This window comes from Microbacterium sp. MYb54 (assembly GCF_002979515.1).
Lineage (GTDB): Bacteria > Actinomycetota > Actinomycetes > Actinomycetales > Microbacteriaceae > Microbacterium.
Window position 1 is genome coordinate 32,061 of record NZ_PCPA01000022.1, and the last position, 22,972, is coordinate 55,032.

Consider the following 22,972-nt stretch of genomic DNA (forward strand, 5'->3'; position numbering starts at 1 on the left):
GGCCCGATCGTAGCGAACGGAGTCAGAGGCTGCGGCGAAGCTTCACGGTCAGCGAATCCGCGAGCACGGCGATGCGGTCATCGGATGCCCAGCGCTGAGCGAGACGCGAGAGCACGGCGTCGAGCACCTCACGCTCCAAACCGTCCACGAGTTCGAGGATCACGATCAGCTCCGGTCCGCGCAGGCGCGCATCGGGATCGCCGGATGCCACGGCCACATCGATCACCGCCAGTTCGTGGGCCACGCTCTCCTGCAGCGCGGTGAAGACCTCGGTCGACAAGAAGCTCGGCTCCCAGCGGTGGCCCTGGGCGATCGCCCAGACGGCAGGACGCCGGATGACGAACTCGGTCTCGGACGTCGGGTCGAGCACGATGAGGTCGGTGTCGTCCGCCGACGCTGCCAGTGCCGCCCGAAGAGCTTCGACGGGAATCGGCCTAGCGGTGGGATCCCACCTCTGCATAGCCTCGACCGAGGAGAAGACGGGCTGTACGCGACGGCCGTCGGGAGCAGCCACCGTCACGATCGACAGCTCCTGTGTCTTGTCGACAGCGAGACCGCTCGGCGCGACGCCCTCTTCGCCCTTCTCGGCGATGAGGGGAATCAGCACCCGCGCAGCGCGGAAGGCGTCGACGACCTCGACCTGGCCACCCTCGCCGGCCCGGAAGCTGAGCAGGGCCGCCAGCAGGGCCGGGTCGGCCGAGCCGTCGTCTGCGGCATGCGGGTTCGGCTCGAAGCTGCGCCCCTCCCACGGAACCCCGGCCGAATCGCCATGGTTGTGCGGCTCGGGTCCGCAGGAGTGCGCGTCAGTCTCCTGCGACATCCAGGGCCTCAGCCAGCGTGAATGCGCCAGCGTAGAGTGCCTTGCCGACGATCGCACCCTCGACGCCCAGCGGCACGAGCTCGCGGAGAGCCGCGATGTCGTCCAGGCTCGAGATGCCACCGGATGCGACGACCGGCTTCGGAGTGCGCGAGGTCACCTCGCGCAGGAGTTCGAGGTTCGGGCCGCGAAGCGTGCCGTCCTTCGTGACATCCGTGACGACGTAGCGGCTGCAGCCCGCGTCTTCCAGGCGTTCGAGCACCTCCCAGAGGTCCCCGCCCTCCTTGGTCCAGCCGCGGGCGGCGAGCGTCGTGCCCCGCACATCGAGGCCGACCGCGATCGCCTCACCGTAGCGGCCGATCACATCTGCCGCCCACTCGGGGTTCTCCAGCGCTGCGGTGCCCAGGTTGATCCGGGTCGCACCGCTCTCCAGAGCCGCCTCCAGCGTCGCGTCATCGCGGATGCCGCCGGAGAGTTCGATGTTCACGCCCTTGAACTGCTTGATCACCTTACGCAGGATCGGTGCGTTGCTGCCCCGCCCGAAAGCGGCGTCGAGATCGACGAGGTGGATCCACTTCGCACCCTGTGCAGCCCACTCCCCTGCAGCGTCCAGCGGGTCGCCGTAGCTCGTCTCGGTCCCGGCCTCGCCCTGGGTCAGACGAACAGCCTTGCCGCCGGCGACATCGACCGCGGGAAGGAGCGTGAGCGAGGGGGACTGCGCGAAGTCGTTCATGGGTTCCTTGGATCGGGAAGCTCTACGGCCCGGAGCGGGCACGAGAACCGAGGGTAGTCCGCCCGAGGGCGGGGGACAAAACGGGTGACGCCTGTCGGCGTTGTCAGAGGCTCTCGACCCAGTTGCGCAGCAGCTGGATGCCCGCGTCTCCGGACTTCTCCGGGTGGAACTGGGTCGCCGAAAGCGGACCGTTCTCGACCGCGGCGAGGAAGGGGTCGCCGTAGGTCGTCCAGGTGAGGACGGGCTCGGGGAACGGGGGGATGACATCGAGCTCCCAGGACTGCGCGGCGTAAGAGTGCACGAAGTAGAAGCGCTCCTGCTCGATGCCCTTGAAGAGGACGCTGTTCGGGCCCGACTCGACCGTGTTCCAGCCCATGTGCGGCAACACCGGTGCGTTGAGCTCGGTGACGGCGCCCGGCCACTCGCCGAGCCCCGCGGTGTCGTGACCGCGCTCGACGCCATGCTCGAACAGCACCTGCATGCCGACGCAGATGCCGAGCACCGGACGACCACCGGCCAGGCGACGGTCGATGATCTCATCTCCGCCGTGCGCGCGGAGTGCGTCGCGGACGGCTTGGAACGCTCCGACACCCGGGACGACGAGTCCGTCGGCCTCGAGAGCCGTGGCACGGTCGCGGGTCAACACCGCATCCGCGCCAGCGGCGACGAGCGCCTTGACCGCTGAGTGGACGTTGCCCGACTCGTAGTCGAACACCGCGATGCGAGGTGCTCCGCTCACAGTGCGCCCTTGGTGGAGGGGATGCCGTCGACCAAGGGGTCCAGCGCCTTGGCCTGACGGAATGCGCGGGCGAATGCCTTGTACTCCGCCTCGGCGATGTGGTGCGGGTCACGGCCTCCGAGCACGCGTACGTGCACCGTCAGAGCGGCGTTAAAGGTGATGGCTTCGAACGAGTGACGCACCAGCGAGCCCGTGAAGTGTCCGCCGATGAGGTGGTGCTCGAACCCTGCGGGCTCCCCCGTGTGCACGAGGTACGGACGCCCGGAGATGTCGACGACCGCCTGCGCGAGCGCCTCATCGAGCGGTACGAGCGCATCGCCGTAGCGGGAGATGCCGGACTTGTCGCCGAGAGCTTCGAGGATGGCCTGGCCGAGCACGATCGAGACGTCTTCGACGGTGTGGTGCGCGTCGATGTGGGTGTCGCCCGATGCACGCACCGTCAGGTCGGTGAGCGAGTGCTTCGCGAAGGCGGTGAGCATGTGGTCGAAGAACGGCACCGAGGTGTCGATATGGCTCACACCTGTGCCATCGAGGTTCAGCTCGAGCTCGACGGTGGACTCCGACGTGCTGCGGACGCGTCTCGCGGTGCGCGGGGTCGATACGGGGGTGCTCATGAAGCCGATCCTATCGAGGCCAGCGCGTCGAGGAACGCGGTGGTCTCGGCCTCGGTTCCCGCGCTCACCCTGAGGTGCCCCGGGATGCCGACGTCGCGCACCAGCACGCCTCGGTCGTACAGCTGCTGCCAGATGGCCTTGGGGTCGGCTACGCCACCGAACAGCACGAAGTTCGACCACGACTCGTGCGGCTGGTATCCGAGCGCTTCGAGGGTCGCTGTGATCCGGTCGCGCTGCTCGACGATCTCCTCGACCATGCCGAGCATCACGTCGGAGTTGCGCAGCGCAGCCACGGCCGCCGCCTGGGTGAGGCTGCTCAGGTGATAGGGCAGCCGCACCAGACGCAGCGCATCGATGAAGGCCGGGTCTGCCGCGAGATAGCCGACCCGAGCCCCGGCGAAGGCGAATGCCTTGCTCATCGTGCGGGAGACGGCGAGTCGAGGGCGACCTTCGAGCAGGGTCAACGCGGATGCCGCATCGTGGGGGGCGAACTCCTGGTACGCCTCATCGACGACGACGATGCCCCGCGACGCCTCATAGACCGCTTCGACGACATCCAGACCGAGCGGTGTACCGGTGGGGTTGTTGGGCGAGCAGAGGATGATCACGTCGGGGTCGGCAGCGCGCACCTGCTCCGCAGCCTCATCGGCGGTGATCGTGTAGTCGGGCTGACGGGTACCGGCAATCCATCGCGCTCCGGTCCCCTGCGCGATAAGCGGGTACATCGAGTACGTCGGGGCGAAGCCGAACGCCGTACGCCCCGGGCCTGCGAACGCCTGCAGGATGTGCTGCAGCACCTCGTTGGAACCGTTGCCGGCCCAGATCTGCTCGGCAGTGAGACCGTGGCCCAGGTACTCCGCGAACGACTCCCGGAGGGTGGTGAATTCCCGGTCCGGATAACGGTTGACCTCGTGGATCGCCACAGCGATGCCGTCGAGGATGTCACTCGCCACTGCATCCGGAATCGGATGGGTGTTCTCGTTCACATTGAGCGCGATCGGAAGAGGCGCTTGCGGAGCACCGTACGGAGTCAGTCCGCGAAGATCGTCTCGAAGTGGGAGATCGTTGAGGGAGAGGGTCACCCTTCCCATGTTAAGCCGCCCGCTGAGCGGATGACGAAACGTTGCGGCGACCTGCTCAGTTCGCGTACTGCGCAGGAATCGCGAGAGTCTGGCCGATCTGGAGCTCGCCGCCTCGCAGCAGGTTCATCCGACTGATCTCGCCGATGACGTCGCGCGGATCGGCGTCGGGTGCAACCCCGGTCGCGATCGACCAGAGCGTGTCACCCGGCATGACCGTCACGGTCTCGACGCTCACTGCAGCCGTGTCTGCCCCTGAGGCGATGGCGCTGCCTCCGCTGAGTGCCGCGAAGGCGATGCCGAGTGCCAGGGGTACCGACGCGAGCGCCAGCAGCACACCACGACCACGCGTCGTCAGCCGCAGTCGCGTCGACGGACGCGAGGATGCCGGGATGACTGCTGCGGTGCTGAAGCTGATGCTGCTCATGTCGTGCTCCTTATCCTGTTCCGGAGCCGTCAGGCTGCCGGGGGAAGTTGGCGTAGCGTTCGCATTCGCGTCTCGGCCGGGAGCCGTGAATGCGAAGCTACGTACCGAAGATATCTTCGAGTTCGAACATCTGTCAAGTATTCTTCGAAACCACAACCGGAAATTGACCGACACGCTCGAACAGATCTTCCAGATCAGCCGGTTTCTCGGATACGGTTTCGATAGGGATACCCCACCACGGGCCTCCGACATTCGAAGAGCGAAGTCGGATCACGCACTTAAGGAGCACCATGAGCGAGAACTCTGCCCCCGAGTCGGAGGCACCACGGACGCGCCGCCGCAAGAGCCTCAGCCCGAAGCAGATGGCGATCCTCGAGGTCATCCAGAACTCGATCGCACACCACGGCTACCCGCCGAGCATGCGGGAGATCGGCGACGCAGTCGGCCTCAAGTCGCTCTCCAGCGTGACTCACCAGCTCGGTCAGCTCGAGCTCAGCGGCTACCTCAGGCGCGACCCCGGCAAGACCAGGGCGATGGAGGTTCTCATCGACCTCCCGGGCAGCGGTACCGAGAACCCGGCCGACGTCGCGACCCCGGTCGGTGACGCCGCTCTCGTCCCTCTGGTCGGCCGCATCGCTGCCGGCGTGCCGATCACCGCGGATCAGCAGGTCGAGGAGATCTTCCCCCTCCCCCGCCAGCTGGTGGGCAAGGGCGACCTGTTCATGCTCAAGGTCTCCGGCGAGTCGATGATCGACGCCGCCATCTGCGACGGCGACTGGGTCGTCGTGCGCTCGCAGAACAGTGCGGAGAACGGCGAGATCGTGGCCGCGATGCTCGACGGCGAGGCGACGGTCAAGGTACTGCGCCGCCGCGACGGTCACACCTGGCTGCTCCCCCGCAACTCGGCTTTCGAGCCCATCCTCGGCGATGAGGCCGTCGTCCTCGGCAAGATCGTGGCAGTCCTCCGCGCAGTCTGACGCTACTCAGCACGACGAAGGCCCTCCCGGTTTCCCGGGAGGGCCTTCGAACATTCTCCGCCGGTAAGGCCACAGTCCTGGTTCACTCGAAGACCCCCATCACCTCGAAGACCCCGATCGCCTCGACGAGTCAGCGCACTCGTGCGACGCCGGGTGTCGTCGGCCCATAGGCTCGAAGCATGTCGTCGTCCCCGTACGGTTCCTGGCCATCGCCCTACTCCGCCGCGTCGGTTGCGGCATCGTCCCCCCGCATCGACGGCGCACGCTTCGTCGGAACGGAGATCTGGTGGGGCGAGTCGGTACCGACCGAGAAGGGACGTGTGACGGTACGGAGTTCCTCCGGCGCCGAGATTCTCGCTGCGCCCTGGAGCGCCCGTTCGCGCGTTCACGAGTACGGCGGAGGAGCCTGGACGGCCGATGACCAGGGCAGCCTGTACTTCGTCGATGCCGGAGACCAGCGAGTCCGTCGTCTGACGGCGGGAGGGGCACTCGTCCCCCTCACAGCTCCGGGCCCCTCGCACGGAGGCCTGCGTCTGCAGAACGGACGCCTGTTGGCCGTGCGCGAAGATCTCTCGACCACGCCGCATCTCCGCTCGATCGTCGAGATCCCGCTCGACGGCTCCGCCGCCGATGATGCGTCCGCGATCAGGGTGGTCGCGGAGGGAGAAGGCTTCTTCGCCCACTCCGCCCTCTCCCCCGACGGAACCCGTGTCGCATGGGTCGCCTGGAACCAGGGGCGGATGCCGTGGGAAGAAGCGCGCGTGCAGATCGCAGAGGTCGACGGCGGGACCCCGCAGACGATCCCCGCGCGGGCGGCGCTGCAGCCGGAATGGCGCAGCGACACGGAACTGGTCTTCGCCGATGACCCCGACGGTCGCTGGGCTCTGCAGCGCGTCACCCTCGACGGAGTTGCTCCCGTCGGCGCTGCGGAACCCCTCGCCCGCTCTGACGCCGACACGGGCTACGGGCTCTGGGTGCTCGGCAACCGCTGGTATCAGCCGCTCGATGACGGCCGCATCGTCGCTGTGCGTACGAACGGACGCGACGAGGTCGTCGTGATCGATGCCGACGGCGGCGCGAGCGTGATCGAGTTCCCGGGCGACGGCCATGTGAGCATCGACGCCGTCGACGGCACCCGTGTGCTTCTCTCCGGCAACGGCTCGCGTGTGAACCCGGGGCTGTGGTGCATCGATGTCGACTCCGGCGAGGTCATCTCGGTCCGCGGTGGCGAGCCCGTCGATGCGCAGTGGATGCCACCCGCTGTGTCCATCGAGGTCGACGGCCCGCACGGCGCAGTTCACGCCTTCGCCTATCCCCCGGCGAACCCAGATGTCTCTACCCCTGATGGCGAGCTCCCGCCCTATGTCGTGCTGGTCCACGGCGGGCCTACGGCGCACGTCACCGGAGCGGCCTCGACGTCCGTCGCCTTCTACACGAGCCGCGGCATCGGCGTGCTCGACGTGAACTACGGCGGCTCCACCGGCTACGGCCGCGCCTACCGGGAACGCCTCGACCGGCAGTGGGGAGTCGTCGATGTCGACGACGTGATCGCCGCAGCACGCGGACTCGCCGACGCCGGACTCGCTGATCCCGCCCGCATCGCGATCCGCGGCGGCTCGGCCGGTGGATGGACCGTGCTCTCCGCGCTGGTCCGCGGCGGTGCCTTCGCGGCAGGAATCAGCCGTTACGGAGTGGCCGACCTGCGGATGCTGGTCGCGGAGACGCACGACTTCGAGGCGTCGTATGTCGACGGACTGGTCGGGCCGCTCCCCGAGTACGAACACCTCTATGTCGAGCGCTCGCCCCTCACGCATGCCGAACGCATCGGGGTGCCGGTGCTGCTGCAGCAGGGCGGGGAGGACCGGGTCGTGCCCCCGTCGCAGTCCGAGGCCATCCGCGACGCGCTTGCGGCGCGCGGCATCGACCACGAGTACGTGCTCTACCCCGGGGAGGGACACGGTTTCCGTAGCGCCGAGACGATCATCGACGCACTCGAGCGCGAACTGATCTTCCTCGGCCGCGTGTTCGGCTTCGAACCCCGCCTGTGACCGTCGTGGGCTATTCGCCGACGCGGTTGCGCAGACGCATCGCACGGTCTGCTTCGCGGGTGTCCTGCCGCTCGCGCAGGGTCTGACGCTTGTCGTACTCGCGCTTGCCCTTTGCGAGCGCGATCTCGACCTTGGCACGGCCATCCGAGAAGTAGAGCTTCAGCGGGATCAGCGTGTAGCCGCCTGCGGAGACGGCGTGCGCGATCTTCTCGATCTCCGCGCGGTGCAGCAGCAGCTTGCGGATGCGCTTGGCCGAATGGTTCGTCCAGTGCCCCTGCGAATACTCGGGGATGTGCACGGAGTCGAGGAAGACCTCGTTCCCCTTGACGAATGCATAGCCGTCGCTGAGGTTGGCTCGTCCCTGACGCAGTGACTTGACCTCGGTGCCGGTGAGCACCATCCCCGCCTCGTACGACTTCTCGATCGTGTAGTCGTGACGTGCGCGACGATTGGTCGCGACGACCTTCTCTCCGCGTTCCCTGGGCATGATGCTCTCCTGTTGCCGTGATGAGCTCGACCATCATCCCGGCCGAGCAGCCTTTCAGGCTATCAGGTACGGAGCCAGCGTCTGATCGCGAAGCCTGCCGAGAGGGCGGCCAGCAGCACGCCGATGCCGATCAGCACAGGGACGACGAACGCGGCATCCTGCATCGTCACCCAGGTCGTGATGAAAGGCACCCTCCCTCGCAGGTAGCCGTTCACTCCGAAGTGCACACCCGCCACGACAGCGGCGCTCGCCAACGCCGAGCCGAGGAATGCCGCGAACACGCCCTCGAGGACGAACGGCGTCTGGATGAAGCGGTTGGAGGCTCCGACCAGGCGCATGATGCCGATCTCCTTGCGCCTCGCGTACGCCGACAATCGGATGGTCGTGCCGATCAGGAGCGTCGCCGCGATGAGCATCAGTACCGCGATGCCGACCGCGATGTACGTCGCCACCGTCAACGCGGAGAACAGCGGTTCGAGGTACTGGAGTTGATCTTTGACCTGTTCGACGCCGTTCTGCCCGCTGAAGGCCTCAGCGAGCACCTGCGACTGCCCTGGATCCTTCATCGTGACGAAGAACACTTCGAATGCCTGGTCAGGTGTGAGCACGCTCGCCTGGTCTGCTCCGAGCTGGTCGACGAGCTTCGCGTACGTCTCTTCCTTGGTGTCGAACGACATCGAGCTGATGAGGGGCTTGAGCGCATCACCCTCGAGCTGTGCTCGTACGGCGGCGACCTGTTCCTCGCTCGCGGCGCCGTCGAGGCACGTGTCGGATTCCGAGACGGCGGAGCACATGTACACCGCCACCTGGGCGCGTTCCGCCCAGTAGCCGCGCATGACGCCGATCTGCCCCTGCATCAGGATCGCTGCGCCGACGAAGGTCAGGGAGACGAACGTGACGAGCACGACGGAGATCACCATCGAGATGTTTCGCCGAAGCCCACCAAGAGCTTCGGTCAGGATGAGGCCGATTCTCATGAGGTCGGGCCCACTTCCTCGTCGTCTTCGTCGGAGAGTCCGAGGCGATCAGCGACTCCGAGTTCTGCGACGTCGACCGTCGGCAGCGTGATCGGGTGCGTTCGCGGCCGGATGGGTGCCGGCGGCTCGACGACGGCGGGAGGCTCCACGACGTTCGCGGCGTCGGGCTCAGGCGAGCGGGCGGGCTCAGGAGGCTCGACGGTGCGCGGGGCCGGCGGGATCACCGTCTCCCCGTCGCGGTCGACGGTCGGGGCTGCGCTGGCTGCGGCTTTGCGCTGCGTGCTGAGTTCCTCCGCGAGAGCGGCGCGGACCACGGAGAGGTCCGCCGTCTGTCGTTGCACTTCCTGCACGGCGGTGAGCGCGGCCGCGGCAGCCGCACCGCGCACCTCTTCCGGCACGAGTCGTGGGATGTTCGAGGTGTCGCCGTAACCGCCGTGCACCTCGTCGCGAACCATCTCACCATCGCGCAGCTCGATCACGCGACGCTGCATCTGGTCGACGAAGCCGGCTTCGTGGGTGGCCATCAGGACCGTGGTGCCACCGGCGTTGATGCGGGCGAGCAGTTGCATGATGTCCACGGAGGTGGCGGGGTCGAGGTTTCCCGTCGGCTCGTCGGCGAGCAGCACCTGCGGGCGATTGACGAGGGCGCGCGCGATCGCGACGCGCTGCTGCTCACCTCCGGAGAGCTCGTGCGGCATCCGCTTCTGCTTGCCGTCGAGGCCGACCAGGGCGAGGGCCTCCGGCACGGCCTGCTGGATGAACCCGCGTGATGATCCGGTGACCTGCAGCGTGAATGCCACGTTCTGGTACACGGTCTTCGACGGCAGCAGCCGGAAGTCCTGGAACACCGAGCCGATGTGGCGTCGAAAGTACGGCACCTTGCGGTTGGCGAGCGCGCGCAGGTCTCTCCCGAGGACGGCGACTCGTCCTGACGTCGGCACGTCTTCACGCAGGATGAGGCGCAGACAGGAGGACTTGCCGGAACCCGAGGCGCCGACCAGGAAGACGAACTCCCCGCGCTGCACCTCGAAGTCGACACTGGAGAGCGCGGGCTTCGACGTTCCGCGGTAGCGTTTCGTGACGTTCTCGAACCGAATCATGGCGCTACGAGCCTAAGCGCGCGGCTCTCGCCTGGCCGCGAGCGACACCCCGCGTGGCGCTTCCGCCTCCGGATCCGATGGGGATTGCTCCCCATGCGGTAGGCCCTGTCCGGTCACCGCCCACTGCTATACATGAATATGCCGGTTGCACACAGTAGCCGCCGCATTCTTCAAGGGGGACCCATGACGACACCTGCAGGTTGGTACGACGACGGATCGGGTCGTCAGCGCTGGTGGGATGGCCAGCAGTGGACCGAGCACTTCGCCCCGGAGACCGCGGCTTCCGCCGGCGTCTCCGACGAGGCTGTCGGCCCCGAGACACCGTCCGTCGATGCGAGCCTCGACGAGCCGAGCGCGTTCGACGCTCCGGGAGCGACAGCAGCGACGACTCCCCTGAGCGACGACCTCGGCGCCTATGCAGCACCGGCGTACGCGGCCGCCACCCCGGCACAGCCTGCGGAGGGATACCCCGGCACGCCGGTGTATCCGACGACCGAGCAGGGCTATCCGGCCGCCGCGCCGTACGGACAGCCCGGCCCGGAGGCCCCGAAGAAGCTGTCGGTCCTGGGGCTGGTCGGCCTCGGCCTGTCCGCACTCGGAACGATCCTGGTGTTCATCCCGCTGATCGGATTCGTCGGCTTCATCCTGCTCGCCGCCGGATTCGTCGTCTCCCTCATCTCGCTCTTCCTCAAGGGCAAGAAGTGGCCGGGCATCACCGGACTCATCCTCGCCGTCGTCGGCACGATCATCGGCATCGTGATGTCGTTCGTGTTCCTCTTCGCGATCGCACAGGGCGTGAGCAGCGAGATCGACGACCTGCCCACCTCGTCTCCGTCGATCGAGGCCACCGCGCCGAGCGAGACCGAGGGAACCGATGTCGGCGTTCGCCCGACCTCTGCCGAGGTAGCCGTCGGCCTGACGACGATCCTGTCCGAGACCGGTACCGAGGGCTACACGGAGCCGCAGATCACCTGCCTCTCGGACGTGCTGGTGGCATCCGACCTCGACAACGCGACGCTGCGCGCGATCGCAGACAGCGATGGGACGCTCACCGATGCCGACGCCGCCTATGGTCTGGCCGAAGCGCTCGGAGACACCGAAGCCATCTCTGCGTGCTTCGTTCCCTGACACGACCACGTCGTGAATAAGGCCTCGGGAGTGGTTCACTCCCGAGGCCTTCTTTCATTCTTCGCCGGAGCATCCGGCACCGTGTCGGTCGACATCCCGACCTCAGCGCCGCTACCGTCATCATGACGGCCTAACTTCTGCGATTCGGCCGGCGTAGCGAGAATGACCTCACCACGCATTCAACGACCGAGAAAGACACACGGGAACGCCTGATGACGATACCTGCCGGCTGGTACGACGACGGCTCCGGGAACCGACGGTGGTGGGACGGGCTGCAGTGGACCGAGCATGTCGTCACCGACGTGCAGGGACCCGGCAGCGAGTCGACCGCAGCTGACACGACCGCAGCTGAGACGACGGTCTCCGAACCGACGCCGGCGCGGGAGACTCCTGTCGAGGCTGCCGTACCGGTCGCGCCCGGCGCCCCCGCCGCGCCAGTTCCCCCGTCCGCCGCTGCCGAGTCCGCCCCGTTCGTGCCGCCGTACACGCTCGCCGCCCAGATGCCCTCTGCCCGCGCCCAGGCATCGATCGCCGACGGCTCGACGTACCCGGCCTATGCCGGATCCGCTGCTGCCCCCTGGCCGGTCGCACCGTCGACGCCACCCGCGGCTGGCATACCGGTGGTCGGCATCATCGGACTGGTGGCCGTCGTCATCGGGGTCGTGTGCGCCAGCATCCCGGTGATCGCGATCGCCGGATGGGGCCTCCTCGCGATCGGTTTCGTGCTCTCGCTCGTCTCGCTTTTCCTGCGTGGACGCAAGTGGCCGGGGATCACCGGTCTGGCCGTCGCCGTGATCGGTGCCGTCCTGGCTGTCGCGATCTCATTCATCGTGATGGCGACGTCCTCGCTCTCGGAGAACGACGGTGGTCCGCTCGCCGTCCCCAGCGATCGTCCTCCGGCGGATGGCGGTTCTTCCTCCCAAGGCGAGGATCCCTCCTCGATCGAGGGAGCCGAGATGGTTCCCTTCGACGATCTCGAAGTGGGCGACTGCATCCCCCTGGTCGAGTACAGCGACGAAGACGTGATCTTCGAGCTGCCTGTGGTTCCCTGCGACCAGCCGCATACCGACGAGGTGTACCTGATCTTCGACGTCGACGACGGGGAGTTCCCCGGCGATGACGCGCTGGGTGTCGTGGCATCGGACGGCTGCCTGGCGGCTTTCGAGGCCTACGTCGGCGTCTCCTACGATGTGTCAGAGCTCGACTATTACTACTACCAGCCGACGAAGTCCTCCTGGGCGCGAGCGTCAGACCGTACCGTGCAGTGCATCCTCTTCAGTTACGAAGACGTGACGGGCACGCTCAAAGGCGCGAACCGCTGACGGATGGCACCAACGAAGAAGGCCCCGGAACTCTCCGGGGCCTTCTTCGTTGACTCAGTCCTCGATCTTGCGCTTTCGCCAGCGGATGCCCGCGGAGATGAAGTCGTCGAGGTCGCCGTCGAAAACTGCGGCCGGATTGCCGGATTCCTGCCCGGTGCGGAGATCCTTCACGAGTTGCTGACCGTAGAGGAAGTAGGAGCGCATCTGGTCGCCCCAGCTCGCCGTGATGTTGCCGGCGAGTTCCTTCTTCTTCGCTGCCTCCTGCTCCTTCTGCAGCAGGAGGAGGCGGGTCTGCAGCACGCGCATCGCGGCGGCACGGTTCTGGATCTGCGACTTCTCGTTCTGCATCGACACGACGATGCCGGTCGGGAGGTGCGTCAGGCGAACGGCGGAGTCGGTGGTGTTGACCGACTGTCCACCAGGACCGGACGAGCGGAAGACGTCGACCCGGATGTCGTTCTCCGGGATGTCGACCTCGGTCGCCTCTTCCATGAGCGGGATGACCTCGACCGCGGCGAACGACGTCTGGCGCTTGTCGGCGGAACCGAACGGACTGATGCGGGCAAGGCGGTGCGTTCCGGCCTCGACCGAGATGGTGCCGAAGGCGTAGGGCGCGTCGATCTCGAACGTGGCCGACTTGATGCCGGCTCCTTCGGCGTAGGACGTGTCCATCACCTTGACGGGGTACTTGTGCCGCTCGGCCCAGCGCAGGTACATGCGCATCAGCATCTCGGCGAAGTCGGTGGCGTCGTCGCCGCCGGCGCCGGAGCGGATCGTGATGATCGCGCTTCTCTCGTCGTATTCCCCGTCGAGAAGCGTCTGCACCTCGAGCTGATTGATCAGGTCGGTGAGTGCTGCGAGCTCGGTGCGGGCTTCCTGCGCGGAATCCTCATCACCCATCTCGTTGGCGAGGCCGACGAGCACCTCGAGGTCGTCGAGACGCTGGGCGATCCCGGTGACCCGGGCGAGCTCCGACTGACGGTGGCTGAGGGCGCTGGTCACCTTCTGCGCACGCTCGGTGTCGTCCCAGAGGTCGGGGGCGCCGGCCTCCTCGCTGAGCCTCGCGATCTCGTCGCGGAGGTGAGGGACATCGACGACCTCGCTGATGTCGCCGAAGGTGTGCCTGAGCGCCTGGATTTCGGCGGAGAGATCTAGTTCGAGCATGACACCTCAGCCTAACGTGCCGCCTGGCTGCGCGGGGACGTGGTCGTCTTCGAAGCCGAACGGCGGGGAGTAGCGTGAAGACGTGAGCAGTGCTTCGACGGTCCTTCGGCAGTTCGGGCCCATGGTGTATCTGCCGACGATTCTCTTCGCACTCGGCGAGGGCGCCGTGATCCCGCTCATCCCGGTGCTCGCGGTATCGATGGGCGCCGACGTGGCGTTCGCCGCGCTCGTGGCCTCCGCCCTCGTCATCGGCCAGCTGTGCGGAAATCTTCCCGCCGGATGGGCGGTCGGGCGCATCGGAGAGCGGTTCACGATGGTGATCGCCGGCGTGATCGCGATCATCGCCGGGGTCGGAATGGTCTTCGCCCCCTCCCTCGGTGTGCTCGCGGCGTCTGTCTTCCTCCTCGGAATCTGTGCAGCGGCCTTCGGTCTCGCTCGGCACGCGTTCATGACCACCCGCGTGCCGGTCGCCTTCCGTGCGCGCTCGCTCTCACTGCTCGGCGGCAGCTTCCGCCTCGGCATCTTCATCGGGCCCTTCGTGGCCGCGGGGCTTCTGCAGCTGTTCGGCAGCGAGAGCGCGGCGATCTGGTTCTTCCTCGGATGCCTGGTCGTCATGGTGCTGCTCGTCCTGTTCGGCCCCGACCCGGAGAAGATGATCCCTCCGGTGCCCTCGAGCACCCGAGAGCGCTACATCGAGGACTCCGGCGAAGCGGTCAGCGGGTCGATCCCGACGATCGAACGCGTCGGCATCTTCCAGACGATGTGGCGGCAGCGCGCAGTGCTCGGGCGCCTCGGAATCGCCGCCGCATCGCTCTCCGCCGTTCGCTCCGCGCGACAGGTCGTCCTTCCGCTGTGGGGGCTGTCGCTCGGGCTGGACGCTTCGACGATCGCCCTCGTCGTCGGTGTCTCCGGTGCCATCGACTTCGCACTCTTCTATGCGAGCGGTCAGGTGATGGACCGGTTCGGCAGGCTCTGGGCGGCGATGCCCGCGATGGTACTCATGGGCGCAGGCTTCCTCGCGCTGTCGTTCACGCACGATCTGGATGCTGCGGTGCTGTGGTTCGGCATGTTCGCGGCAGTCCTCGGCGTCGGAAACGGTCTGTCCAGCGGCATCCTGCTGACTCTCGGCGCTGACGTCGCCCCGAAACGGGAGCCCGCGGCCTTCCTCGGATCTTGGCGGACCTTGACCGATGCCGGTGGCGCGATCGCCCCGCTCCTCGTCTCGGCCATCACGGCAGTGGCAGCGCTGCCGTTCGCCGCGGCCACGATGGGGGTGGTCGGCCTCGTCGGTGCGCTCGGGTTCCTGCGCTGGATCCCACAGTTCGTCCCACGGGCGCGACCAGATTCCAGCGACGACTCGTCGGAGGGAGAACAGGAATGATCCCGAATCTGGAGGCCGATGCGCACCGCCTCGTCGCGACGTTCGTGCCGCGTTCGGAGCGAGACCGTGATGCGCAGGCAGATTTCGCCTCGTTCTTCAGCGCAGACGGCGGCCCGGTGCATCGGGACTCCGGTCCCGATCACCTCACCGCGTCGTGCGTCGTGTTCGATGCCTCGCTCCAGCACACGCTGCTCGTCTTCCACCGCAAGGGGCAGTTCTGGGTGCAGCCGGGCGGTCACGTCGAGGACGAGGATGCTTCTGTCGTGACCGGAGCGCTGCGGGAGCTCGGCGAGGAGACCGGCATCGTCGTGGAGCCGATGATCGCCCCGCTCGCCTACGACCTCGACCATCACGCCCTGTCGTCCCGCTTCGGCACCTGCGCCTCACACCTCGATATCGGGATCGCGGTCGTCGTCGGCCGCGAAGCCGAACTCACCGTGAGCGATGAGTCCGAAGACGTGAGGTGGTGGCCGGTCGATGCCCTGCCCACAGAGGTCCCGCCGCAGCTCCTACCCCGGCTCGAGAGACTACTAGCGCAGCTGCGCGATCCACGCTAGGGAGAATCCTGTCACCGCAGAGCCGTGCGGCTGGTGGCGGTCGACTCCAGCGGAACGCCGTCGGGCACGAACACGGACACCAACGGCGGATGCCACTCCGCGGCGACGGTGACCAGGGCTGTGACGCCGTCAGGCGTTCCTGCCGCGGTGATCGACGCCTCCCCCGGCAGTGCGGCCACCAGAGCGTCGGCCTGTTCCTCGACACCGGCATCCGTCAGCTCGGCCCGCACGCCGCCATCGCTCACGACCAGGGCGAACCCGTCCGCACCGGCGAGCGCGGCAGAATCGGCGAGCGCGTCCAGCCGTTTCTGGGCGATGTAGAGATCGGTGGCGCAGACGCAGACGAAGATCACGGCAAGAGCGAGCAGCACGTAACCGAGGGTGAGGAGCAACACGCTCCCTTCGTCATGCCCGCCGACGGGCCTGTCCATCGTTCGAGCGTGGACTGTCATTCCGAGCCCCACAGCCGCGACACCTTCTGCACCGCTTCCGCCTGTACAGGGACCGCGGTCGCACGATCGAGACCGAGCATCTCCGGCACCAGCGGAAGCTGCACGCGCGTGGCGACAGTGACGATGATCGTCGCCCCGGCCGATGGGCACTCGACCACCGCTCGAGTGCAGACGAGCGTCATCTCGACCGCATCAGCGTCGAGGCCGTACTCGTCAACGATCCCTGCGAGCACGGCGTCGCTCCGTTCTGCGGCCGTCACAGCATCAGGGGCTCGCGAGATCACGCGCGCGATGTGGCGAGCCGCAGCCTCCGCTCCGAGCGTCTGCTCCTGGATCGCTCCGAGCGCGATCACGAGATAGACCAGCGGAACCAGGAGGATGACGCCGACGGCGATGAACTCGAGCGCCGCCGAACCATCCTCATTCACCGAACGTCTCGGCCGGCGCATGCGCTTCCACCTCCATCGCGAGAGGGATTCCGATCAGCCCGAGCAACGGGAAGGTGGTGCGGACGCGCACGTCGACCGTGTCGTACGGTGCAGACCCAGAGGTGCCGATCCGGACGTCTTCGGCATAGGCCGCGCCGATCGTCCGGGAGATCACGTCCCTGGTGCGCTCGATGCCTTCTTCCGGTGCCGTATCGGCGAGTGCCGCGTAGTAGGCGCCTTCGACCGCCGCATCGTGGACCACGTTGCGCACGTAGACGGCGAACGCGACCTGAAGGACCGCGAGGGTCAAGGCCGTGAGCAGCGTCCCCACCAGCACGAACTCCACCGGACTGGAGCCGCGATCGTCACCGAATCGGAGCCCGTCGGACACCTCAGAGTCCCGAGACCCGTTGGATCGCCTGCTCGAACAGCGAGGTCAGCGCAGGACCCGCGACGGCCCAGATGAGCACCACCAGACCAGCCGTCATCAGTGTGACGAGGACCCAGCCAGGCACGTCGCCGGTATCGTCGCCCGCGAACGCGCGGAGTCGTGACGAGATGGCGCCTCGAGTGGTTCGCCGTCGGTCGGCTTGTCGTGCAGTCATGGTGGTCCTTTCGTTGGTGGATCAGCCGATGCCGAGCCTGAGGATGAAGAGTCCCGGATAGACGGCGAAGAGCACCGAGAGCGGGAGGATGAGGAAGACGAGAGGGAGGAGCATCAGGATCTCCTTGCGCCCCGCCTGCTCGATGAGCACCCGCTTCGCGTCTTCTCGCGCATCGCCCGCCTGCGCGTGCAGCACGGCGGCGAGGGGCGCACCGTGCTCGAGCGCCGCGATCACCTGGTCGACGGCCCGAGAGAGCCCGGGCAGCTGGAGACGTCTGGCCATCTCGCTCAGCGCATCGGCCAGGGGCGATCCGGTGCCGACCGCAAGCACGACCTGTCGGAGTTCGACGGTGAGTTCACCGGAGCCGACGTCGGCAACACGGCGCAAGGAGTCGAGGAATCCCTCACCGGCGGAGAGACACAGCGCGAGGAACTCCAGGGTCGTCGGAAGCTCGTCGGTGAGTCGCACCCGTCGGGCCTTGGCCCGCGCCGACAGCTGTGCGTCGTAGCCTGCAGCGGCCGCCGCACCGCAGAGCAGAGGCATCACGCTCGTCGGCACCGACATGCGTCCGGTCAGTGCGAGAACGGTCAGCGCGATCGCCCCCACACCTATCCCTGCGAGGCCCCATCCCAACTGCCGCCCCCGGAAGGACGCGGGATCCGTGCGCACCCCGGCTTGAGCGAGTCGCTGTCGAAGCGCTTCTCCCCCGCCGAGCATCCGCTCGAATCCGCTCCGGGCTCTCTCCCACAGCGTCCGGCCGCTCGCGGGGAGTGCTCCCGCTGCGGGAAGGATGCCGCGGGGCAGGCTCTCGTCAGGGACGACATCACGCACGTACAGCCCGATGCGAACGGCCAAGTTGAGCGCCCTCCAGCGCGGAAGCACCGAGAGCATGCTCAGCACTCCTGCGGCGAAAGCGCCGCCGATCAGCACGGCGCTGGCGAGCGCCGAGAGCCCGTTCATCCGAACCACCGCCGCGGCTCGGGAAGGCGCCCGATGCGGACCATGATGTGGAAGGCGAGGATCGAGACGGCAGCACCCGCGCAGATCACGAGCACGCCCTCGGGAGTGCCGTAGGCCGCTGCCCCTTCGGGGCGAAGCACGAGCAGGCCGAGGATCACCCACGGCGCGACAGCGCCGAGAACGGCGGCGCCGCGGATCCACGACTGTCGCGCTTCGACTTCGCCTCGCAGCGCGGCGTCTGCCCGCACCGAGCTCGAGAGCGCGCGAAGCACGCCGATCAGCTCGGTGCCACCGACCTGACGCGCCATGCGCAAGGTCTCGGCGATCCGGTCCCCGATGGGATCCGCCAAGGTGGACTTGAGCCGATCGAGACTCGTCTCGAACCTGCCACTCGCACGGAGGTCTCGCGCGAACACGACGAAGGCCGGGCGGAGCATCTTCGGCGCGGACTCGGCCAGACTCGCCACTGCGTCGGGAAGCGACAACCCGACGCGGATCGATGCGATCAGGAGGTCGCACACATCGGGCCACAGCTGGCGCCGCAACCGCCGCAAGCGCAGCCTCCGCCCACGGAGGAACATGACGGGTGCCGCGGCGCCCGCGAGTCCAGCCAGCAGTGCGAGCACAGCCAGTCCTGTGAGCAACCAGACCGTGGATGCCGCGACCAGCCCGGCGGCGACGATCACGGTCATGAGTGTGCGCTGCGAGAAATCGAGACCCGCCTCCTCGATGAGCCGCACGAGTCGGCCCTGCTTCGCGGTCGGCGCAGCCCCCTCCCGTCGGGGCCACATCCAGGGTGAGAGGCATAAGAGCACACCCGCCGCGAGGGCGGCGCCGACGAACACCGTCACGATGCGACCTCCACGGGGCGGAACTCTCTGCGTCCCGCCTGCACCGTGGCCTTCGATCGCGCGCTCGTGGAGAAGACCGTCTTCGTGCGGATACGCCCGTCGTCGACGTCGCCAGTGGGGGCGATGATCTCCTGCACACGACGTCGGCCGTCGTCTTCGCGGACGCAGTGGACCACCAGATCGATCGAGGCGGCGAGCGCGGGGGCGATGAAGGCTCGATCGATGTTCCGCCCCGCGAGGAGCGGCAGGATGCTCAGCTTCTCGATGGCCTCGATCGCGGAGTTCGCATGCACCGTGCAGGCCCCCGGCACACCTGTGTTGAGTGCGAGCACGAGATCGAGAGCCTCGGCCTCGCGTACCTCGCCGACGACCAGTCGGTCTGGTCGCATCCGCAACGCTTCTTTCACCAGCCGCCGCAGCGTGATCTCGCCGGTGCCTTCGAGACTGGCCTGACGCCCTTGGAGCGCGACCAGGTCGGAACCTTCGACGGCGAGTTCGAATGTCTCCTCGACGGTGACGATGCGTTGCGAGTCGGCGCAGGAGGCGAGCAGAGCACCGAGCATCGTGGTCTTGCCTGCATGTGTCGCCCCCGACACGATCACACTGCGGCCCTCGTTCATGGCCGTGCGCAGCAGCTCTGCGACTCCGCCTGTCACCATGCCCTGTGCTGTCAGCGCCTCGAGTGAGCGATACTTCGGGAGGAACTTACGGATGTTCACCGCCCATCCGCCCCGCACGACATCGGCGATGGCCACGTGCAGCCGCGAGCCGTCGGGAAGCGACGCGTCGACGAACGGCTGACTGATGTCCACCCGCCGGCCGGTGGACTGCAGCATCCGTTCTATGAGATCGCGCACCGCCACCTCGTCGAGGCGGAGCCTCGTGCGCTCGGCCATGCCTTCTCGCGCAATGTGCACCCTTCCGTCGCCGTTCAGCCAGATCTCCTCGATCTCCGGATCGTCGAGCAGCGGCTGCAGCGCCCCGAACCCGCCGAGCGATGCCAGAACCTCCCGCACGCACGCCGCCTCATCGTCGATCAGCGCCTCTCCGCGCGCCAGGGCGAGATCATCGTGGCGGCGCACCTCCGCGTGGGTGATGCGCCACGCGGCGTCCGGATCGATCGAGGGGTCGATGCCCTCGGCACGCAGTCGCGACCGCACGCGCTCGGCGACAAGGGCGGACGGTTGATTCACTCAGGCATCCTCGCAACAATCCGCATCCGGCCTCCGAAGTTATCCACAGACGCGAACTGCGGGCTGATCCCCAGACAGAGGTTTCAGCGGTCAGTAGACTGTTTCCACCGCGCGGGAGTGGTGGAATTGGCAGACACGCAGGATTTAGGTTCCTGTGCCCCAGGGCGTGTGGGTTCAAGTCCCACCTTCCGCACGAGCACGATGGCACCCTTCTCAGGCCGCTACGTCGTCGCTCAGCTTCACCGCCGACCATTCACGACCGACGGGACTCCCCCAGTGCTCGAAACCATGTTGCACGCACCGACCGCCCTCATCCCCTGGCTCGACCCCGCCACGATCATCGGGACCGCTGGGCCATGGGCGCTGCTCGTCGTGTGCTTCATCATCTTCGCGGAGACCGGTCTGCTCGTCGGATTCCTGCTTCCCGGAGACACTCTCCTGGTGATCGCTGGTCTTCTCTCACACCCGATCGCGGGGTCGGAGCACGGCGTCTTCGGCATCAGCGTCTGGTGGGTCGCCCTGCTCATCGGCCTTGCGGCGTTCGTGGGTGGTGAGGTCGGATACGTCATCGGCCACAAGGGCGGACCTGCGGTGTTCGAGCGCAAGGAGTCGGGTCTCTTCAGCAAGAAGAACGTCGAGCGCACGAATGCGTTCTTCGAGCGCTTCGGCGGTATCACCGTGATCCTCGCGCGCTTCGTGCCGATCGTGCGCACGTTCGCCCCGGTCGCTGCCGGCGTCGGCCACATGCCGTGGCGCAAGTACACGCTCTACAACCTGATCGGTGCGATCCTGTGGGGCTTCGGGCTCACGATGTTCGGCTACCTCATCGGGTTCATCCCGCCGGTCGCCGAGTTCGTGGAGAGCTACATCGACCTCATCCTCCTCGCTGCGGTCGGCGGCACCGCCCTCGTGACGCTGTGGCACTACCTCTCCGAGCGTCACAAGGCGAAGAAGGCCGCAGCTGCAGGCGAAGACGTGGTCACCGACGCCGAAGAGGCGCAGGAACTCGTGCTCGATGCGGATGTCTTCGACCGCGCCCCTGACCTGGACGGCGACGGCAAGCACTGATCTGCTCGTCCGGCTTCGATTGCTCGGTGCCGGACGCTCAGCCCGCGTTCTTGGCGCGTTCTTCTTTCGAGCGCGCAACGCTCGCCCTGAGCGCCTCCATCAGATCGATGACCTCGCCCCCTTCGGCCGCCTTCTCGGCCTCTCCGAAGGTCTCGGCGACGTCGAAGGTGTCGCCCGCCTCGATCTTCGCGTCGATGAGCGTACGGAGCTCCTTCTGGTACTCGTCGACGAACGCTTCAGGGTCGAAGTCGGCCGAGTAGCTGTCGACGAGCGACGCCGAGAGCTCGAGCTCCTTCTTGGAGATCCTCACGTCTTCATCCAGCGCTGGGAACGCGGCTTCGCGCACCTCGTCGGCCCACAGCAGCGTCTGCAGCACGAGCACCTTGCCGCGCACACGGAGGGCTGCGAGCCGCGTCTTCTGCCGGAGCGTGAACCGCACGATTGCGGTGCGATCCGTCTGCTCCAAGGTCTTGCGCAACAGCACGTACGCCTTCGGAGACTTCGAGTCCGGCTCCAGGTAGTACGGCTTGTCGAGTGTGAGCAGATCGACCTGGTCTGAGGGCACGAACTCGACGACATCGATCTCGCGGCTCTTCTCCGCAGGGAGCGCCGCAAGGTCGTCCTTGGTGAGCACCACGGTCTGACCTTCGTCGACGTAGGCGCGGTCGATGTCGGCGTACGCCACGGTCTCGCCGCACACCTCGCACGTGCGCTGGTAGCGGATCCGGCCGCCGTCCTTCTCGTGCACCTGATGCAGCGGCACGTCGTGGTCCTCGGTCGCGGAGTACACCTTGACCGGAACGTTCACGAGCCCGAACGTCAGTGCGCCCTTCCAGATCGTCCTCATGACACCAGTAGACACCAGCCACAGCCGTCACGACCAGTCCCTTGACTACGCCGGCCTTTGACTACGCTGGCCCCATGGTCGCAGAAGCGCAGATCGTGCAGGTCGACGGTCGGCGCCTGCGCGTGACGAACCTCGACAAGGTCGTCTACCCCGAATCCGGAACCACCAAGGGAGAGGTCATCGCCTACTACATGGCGATCGCCCCGCTTCTCCTCCCCCTCCTCGACGGGCGTCCCGTCACCCGCAAGCGGTGGGTGGAGGGCGTAGGGACGACCAACGCACCGGCCGACGCTTTCTTCACCAAGCAGTTGGAACCCGGCGCCCCGTCGTGGATCCCCCGCCAGGCGATCCATCACTCCGATGGCCCCAAGGAGTACCCCCTCGTCGAGGACGTGCCCGCCCTCGTCTGGCTCGCTCAGGTCGCCGCGATCGAGCTGCACGTGCCGCAGTGGCGCTTCTCCGCGGACGGTCTTCCCGGCAATCCCGATCGACTCGTCCTCGACTTGGACCCCGGCGACGGCGTTGGGCTCGCTCAGTGCGCCGCGGTCGCTCGCATCGCCCGCGCGATCCTGTCGGACATGGGGCTCGACCCCTTGCCGGTCACGAGCGGAAGCAAGGGCATTCATCTGTACGCCAACCTGCCCGGCGAGCAGACGAGCGACGAGGTTTCAGCCGTCGTCAAAGAGCTCGCACGGATGATCGAGAACGACCACCCCGATCTCGCCACCAGCGTCATGGCGAAGGCGGTCCGCGGTGGCAAGGTATTCCTCGACTGGAGCCAGAACAACGGGAAGAAGACGACCATCTCGCCGTACTCGCTCCGCGGCCGCGCGCAACCATGGGTCGCTGCTCCCCGCACCTGGGACGAACTCGACGACCCGGCTCTCGCCCAGCTCGACCTCGACGAGGTGCTCGCCCGCGCCGCCGCGGGTATCGATCCCCTGGCGATGCTCCGCGCGCCTTCAACGGCTCCGCTCCCGCAACCCGCGAAGACCCATCGCACGGATGCCGTCCCATT

26 protein-coding genes and 1 tRNA gene are annotated in these 22,972 nt (G+C 67.3%); 9 read left to right on the plus strand and 18 right to left on the minus strand.

All coding sequences use genetic code 11. The features are described 5' to 3' along the window. Positions 1-22 precede the first annotated feature (22 nt). The 6 genes from CQ040_RS17440 to CQ040_RS17465 all read right to left on the minus strand — a co-directional run bounded on the left by CQ040_RS17440 (position 23) and on the right by CQ040_RS17465 (position 4,409). Entirely contained in the window at positions 23-820 is a 798-nt protein-coding gene (locus CQ040_RS17440) for an SseB family protein (RefSeq protein WP_105528099.1), read from the minus strand. After that, positions 804-1,550, minus strand: coding sequence for a bifunctional 1-(5-phosphoribosyl)-5-((5-phosphoribosylamino)methylideneamino)imidazole-4-carboxamide isomerase/phosphoribosylanthranilate isomerase PriA (priA, locus tag CQ040_RS17445; RefSeq protein WP_017828559.1), 747 nt, complete (start codon positions 1,548-1,550; stop codon positions 804-806). Before priA ends, CQ040_RS17440 begins: the two co-directional genes overlap by 17 nt. Before the next feature lie 103 nt (positions 1,551-1,653). Next, on the minus strand, positions 1,654-2,289 hold the full coding sequence (gene hisH, locus CQ040_RS17450) for an imidazole glycerol phosphate synthase subunit HisH (protein ID WP_105528100.1): 636 nt from the start codon (positions 2,287-2,289) through the stop codon (positions 1,654-1,656). Next, the gene (gene hisB / locus CQ040_RS17455) at positions 2,286-2,903 is read right to left on the minus strand and encodes an imidazoleglycerol-phosphate dehydratase HisB (RefSeq protein WP_105528101.1); all 618 of its coding nucleotides are present in this window, start codon (positions 2,901-2,903) and stop codon (positions 2,286-2,288) included. Before hisB ends, hisH begins: the two co-directional genes overlap by 4 nt. Further along, complete coding sequence (locus tag CQ040_RS17460; RefSeq protein ID WP_105528102.1) at positions 2,900-3,985, minus strand: histidinol-phosphate transaminase; 1,086 nt, start codon at positions 3,983-3,985, stop codon at positions 2,900-2,902. Before CQ040_RS17460 ends, hisB begins: the two co-directional genes overlap by 4 nt. A 55-nt stretch (positions 3,986-4,040) precedes the next feature. Continuing rightward, a complete protein-coding gene (locus tag CQ040_RS17465) occupies positions 4,041-4,409 on the minus strand; it encodes a LysM peptidoglycan-binding domain-containing protein (RefSeq protein WP_105528103.1) in 369 nt (122 codons plus the stop codon). Positions 4,410-4,699: 290 nt separating this feature from the next. Here CQ040_RS17465 and lexA point away from each other — a divergent pair, with 290 nt between their 5' ends. Then, positions 4,700-5,386: a transcriptional repressor LexA gene (gene lexA / locus CQ040_RS17470; protein ID WP_028503570.1), complete on the plus strand. Its 687-nt coding sequence runs from the start codon at positions 4,700-4,702 to the stop codon at positions 5,384-5,386. Positions 5,387-5,565: 179 nt separating this feature from the next. Next, on the plus strand, positions 5,566-7,434 hold the full coding sequence (locus CQ040_RS17475; protein WP_105528104.1) for a prolyl oligopeptidase family serine peptidase: 1,869 nt from the start codon (positions 5,566-5,568) through the stop codon (positions 7,432-7,434). 10 nt (positions 7,435-7,444) lie between these two features. Here CQ040_RS17475 and smpB read toward each other — a convergent pair whose 3' ends face one another. The 3 genes from smpB to ftsE form a co-directional block, all read right to left on the minus strand. Then, positions 7,445-7,921: an SsrA-binding protein SmpB gene (gene smpB, locus CQ040_RS17480; protein WP_028503568.1), complete on the minus strand. Its 477-nt coding sequence runs from the start codon at positions 7,919-7,921 to the stop codon at positions 7,445-7,447. Positions 7,922-7,983: 62 nt separating this feature from the next. Further along, positions 7,984-8,898: a permease-like cell division protein FtsX gene (gene ftsX, locus CQ040_RS17485; RefSeq protein WP_105528105.1), complete on the minus strand. Its 915-nt coding sequence runs from the start codon at positions 8,896-8,898 to the stop codon at positions 7,984-7,986. After that, entirely contained in the window at positions 8,895-9,998 is a 1,104-nt protein-coding gene (ftsE, locus tag CQ040_RS17490) for a cell division ATP-binding protein FtsE (protein ID WP_105528106.1), read from the minus strand. The genes ftsX and ftsE overlap by 4 nt, the downstream gene beginning before the upstream one ends. Positions 9,999-10,181: 183 nt before the next feature. Between ftsE and CQ040_RS17495 the strand changes: the two genes are divergently transcribed. Both CQ040_RS17495 and CQ040_RS17500 read left to right on the plus strand, forming a co-directional pair. Further along, positions 10,182-11,126, plus strand: a complete 945-nt coding sequence (locus CQ040_RS17495; RefSeq protein ID WP_105528107.1) for a DUF2510 domain-containing protein — start codon at positions 10,182-10,184, stop codon at positions 11,124-11,126. Positions 11,127-11,338: 212 nt separating this feature from the next. Further along, positions 11,339-12,448 (plus strand): DUF2510 domain-containing protein, encoded by a 1,110-nt coding sequence (locus CQ040_RS17500; protein WP_105528108.1) that lies wholly within the window; start codon positions 11,339-11,341, stop codon positions 12,446-12,448. 54 nt (positions 12,449-12,502) lie between these two features. On the opposite strand, the gene prfB is transcribed toward CQ040_RS17500, so the two are convergent. After that, positions 12,503-13,612: a peptide chain release factor 2 gene (prfB, locus tag CQ040_RS17505; protein ID WP_028503564.1), complete on the minus strand. Its 1,110-nt coding sequence runs from the start codon at positions 13,610-13,612 to the stop codon at positions 12,503-12,505. A gap of 121 nt (positions 13,613-13,733) precedes the next feature. Between prfB and CQ040_RS17510 the strand changes: the two genes are divergently transcribed. Both CQ040_RS17510 and CQ040_RS17515 read left to right on the plus strand, forming a co-directional pair. Further along, a complete protein-coding gene (locus tag CQ040_RS17510; protein WP_105528119.1) occupies positions 13,734-14,993 on the plus strand; it encodes an MFS transporter in 1,260 nt (419 codons plus the stop codon). Then, positions 14,990-15,550, plus strand: a complete 561-nt coding sequence (locus CQ040_RS17515; protein ID WP_105528109.1) for an NUDIX hydrolase — start codon at positions 14,990-14,992, stop codon at positions 15,548-15,550. Before CQ040_RS17510 ends, CQ040_RS17515 begins: the two co-directional genes overlap by 4 nt. Before the next feature lie 11 nt (positions 15,551-15,561). On the opposite strand, the gene CQ040_RS17520 is transcribed toward CQ040_RS17515, so the two are convergent. The 7 genes from CQ040_RS17520 to CQ040_RS17550 are packed head-to-tail and all read right to left on the minus strand — an operon-like array spanning position 15,562 to position 20,039. Further along, a complete protein-coding gene (locus CQ040_RS17520; RefSeq protein ID WP_105528110.1) occupies positions 15,562-15,981 on the minus strand; it encodes a pilus assembly protein TadG-related protein in 420 nt (139 codons plus the stop codon). A gap of 17 nt (positions 15,982-15,998) precedes the next feature. Continuing rightward, positions 15,999-16,430: a TadE family protein gene (locus CQ040_RS17525; protein ID WP_258131548.1), complete on the minus strand. Its 432-nt coding sequence runs from the start codon at positions 16,428-16,430 to the stop codon at positions 15,999-16,001. After that, positions 16,423-16,821 carry a TadE/TadG family type IV pilus assembly protein gene (locus tag CQ040_RS17530; RefSeq protein ID WP_258131547.1) on the minus strand — a complete coding sequence of 133 codons (399 nt, stop codon included), beginning with the start codon at positions 16,819-16,821 and terminating at the stop codon, positions 16,423-16,425. Before CQ040_RS17530 ends, CQ040_RS17525 begins: the two co-directional genes overlap by 8 nt. A 1-nt stretch (position 16,822) precedes the next feature. Next, positions 16,823-17,035, minus strand: a complete 213-nt coding sequence (locus CQ040_RS17535) for a hypothetical protein (RefSeq protein ID WP_105528112.1) — start codon at positions 17,033-17,035, stop codon at positions 16,823-16,825. Positions 17,036-17,056: 21 nt separating this feature from the next. Beyond that, entirely contained in the window at positions 17,057-17,995 is a 939-nt protein-coding gene (locus CQ040_RS17540) for a type II secretion system F family protein (protein WP_105528113.1), read from the minus strand. Beyond that, positions 17,992-18,846: a type II secretion system F family protein gene (locus tag CQ040_RS17545; RefSeq protein ID WP_105528114.1), complete on the minus strand. Its 855-nt coding sequence runs from the start codon at positions 18,844-18,846 to the stop codon at positions 17,992-17,994. The genes CQ040_RS17540 and CQ040_RS17545 overlap by 4 nt, the downstream gene beginning before the upstream one ends. Beyond that, on the minus strand, positions 18,843-20,039 hold the full coding sequence (locus CQ040_RS17550) for a CpaF family protein (RefSeq protein WP_258131545.1): 1,197 nt from the start codon (positions 20,037-20,039) through the stop codon (positions 18,843-18,845). The genes CQ040_RS17545 and CQ040_RS17550 overlap by 4 nt, the downstream gene beginning before the upstream one ends. 111 nt (positions 20,040-20,150) lie before the next feature. Here CQ040_RS17550 and CQ040_RS17555 point away from each other — a divergent pair. Together CQ040_RS17555 and CQ040_RS17560 are read left to right on the plus strand one after the other, a co-directional pair. Continuing rightward, positions 20,151-20,232 (plus strand) — tRNA-Leu (locus tag CQ040_RS17555). A 95-nt stretch (positions 20,233-20,327) separates the two neighbouring features. Beyond that, positions 20,328-21,107, plus strand: a complete 780-nt coding sequence (locus CQ040_RS17560; protein WP_181157005.1) for a DedA family protein — start codon at positions 20,328-20,330, stop codon at positions 21,105-21,107. Between the two features lie 37 nt (positions 21,108-21,144). On the opposite strand, the gene CQ040_RS17565 is transcribed toward CQ040_RS17560, so the two are convergent. Further along, entirely contained in the window at positions 21,145-21,954 is an 810-nt protein-coding gene (locus tag CQ040_RS17565) for a Ku protein (protein ID WP_028503543.1), read from the minus strand. Between the two features lie 74 nt (positions 21,955-22,028). Between CQ040_RS17565 and ligD the strand changes: the two genes are divergently transcribed. After that, on the plus strand, positions 22,029-22,972 hold a 944-nt coding region (gene ligD, locus CQ040_RS17570), incomplete at its 3' end, for a non-homologous end-joining DNA ligase (RefSeq protein ID WP_219844767.1).

Excerpts from the sequence above, each read along its gene's own strand:
- smpB (WP_028503568.1), bottom strand. The coding sequence starts at position 7,921 with ATGCCCAGGGAACGCGGAGAGAAGGTCGTCGCGACCAATCGTCGCGCA.
- ftsE (WP_105528106.1), bottom strand. The coding sequence starts at position 9,998 with ATGATTCGGTTCGAGAACGTCACGAAACGCTACCGCGGAACGTCGAAG.
- CQ040_RS17475 (WP_105528104.1), top strand. The coding sequence starts at position 5,566 with ATGTCGTCGTCCCCGTACGGTTCCTGGCCATCGCCCTACTCCGCCGCG.
- CQ040_RS17465 (WP_105528103.1), bottom strand. The coding sequence starts at position 4,409 with ATGAGCAGCATCAGCTTCAGCACCGCAGCAGTCATCCCGGCATCCTCG.
- priA (WP_017828559.1), bottom strand. The coding sequence starts at position 1,550 with ATGAACGACTTCGCGCAGTCCCCCTCGCTCACGCTCCTTCCCGCGGTC.
- CQ040_RS17515 (WP_105528109.1), top strand. The coding sequence starts at position 14,990 with ATGATCCCGAATCTGGAGGCCGATGCGCACCGCCTCGTCGCGACGTTC.
- CQ040_RS17510 (WP_105528119.1), top strand. The coding sequence starts at position 13,734 with ATGGTGTATCTGCCGACGATTCTCTTCGCACTCGGCGAGGGCGCCGTG.
- CQ040_RS17540 (WP_105528113.1), bottom strand. The coding sequence starts at position 17,995 with ATGAACGGGCTCTCGGCGCTCGCCAGCGCCGTGCTGATCGGCGGCGCT.
- lexA (WP_028503570.1), top strand. The coding sequence starts at position 4,700 with ATGAGCGAGAACTCTGCCCCCGAGTCGGAGGCACCACGGACGCGCCGC.
- CQ040_RS17495 (WP_105528107.1), top strand. The coding sequence starts at position 10,182 with ATGACGACACCTGCAGGTTGGTACGACGACGGATCGGGTCGTCAGCGC.
- CQ040_RS17500 (WP_105528108.1), top strand. The coding sequence starts at position 11,339 with ATGACGATACCTGCCGGCTGGTACGACGACGGCTCCGGGAACCGACGG.
- ftsX (WP_105528105.1), bottom strand. The coding sequence starts at position 8,898 with ATGAGAATCGGCCTCATCCTGACCGAAGCTCTTGGTGGGCTTCGGCGA.
- prfB (WP_028503564.1), bottom strand. The coding sequence starts at position 13,612 with ATGCTCGAACTAGATCTCTCCGCCGAAATCCAGGCGCTCAGGCACACC.
- CQ040_RS17520 (WP_105528110.1), bottom strand. The coding sequence starts at position 15,981 with ATGGACAGGCCCGTCGGCGGGCATGACGAAGGGAGCGTGTTGCTCCTC.
- CQ040_RS17440 (WP_105528099.1), bottom strand. The coding sequence starts at position 820 with ATGTCGCAGGAGACTGACGCGCACTCCTGCGGACCCGAGCCGCACAAC.
- CQ040_RS17535 (WP_105528112.1), bottom strand. The coding sequence starts at position 17,035 with ATGACTGCACGACAAGCCGACCGACGGCGAACCACTCGAGGCGCCATC.
- CQ040_RS17560 (WP_181157005.1), top strand. The coding sequence starts at position 20,328 with ATGTTGCACGCACCGACCGCCCTCATCCCCTGGCTCGACCCCGCCACG.
- CQ040_RS17565 (WP_028503543.1), bottom strand. The coding sequence starts at position 21,954 with ATGAGGACGATCTGGAAGGGCGCACTGACGTTCGGGCTCGTGAACGTT.
- hisB (WP_105528101.1), bottom strand. The coding sequence starts at position 2,903 with ATGAGCACCCCCGTATCGACCCCGCGCACCGCGAGACGCGTCCGCAGC.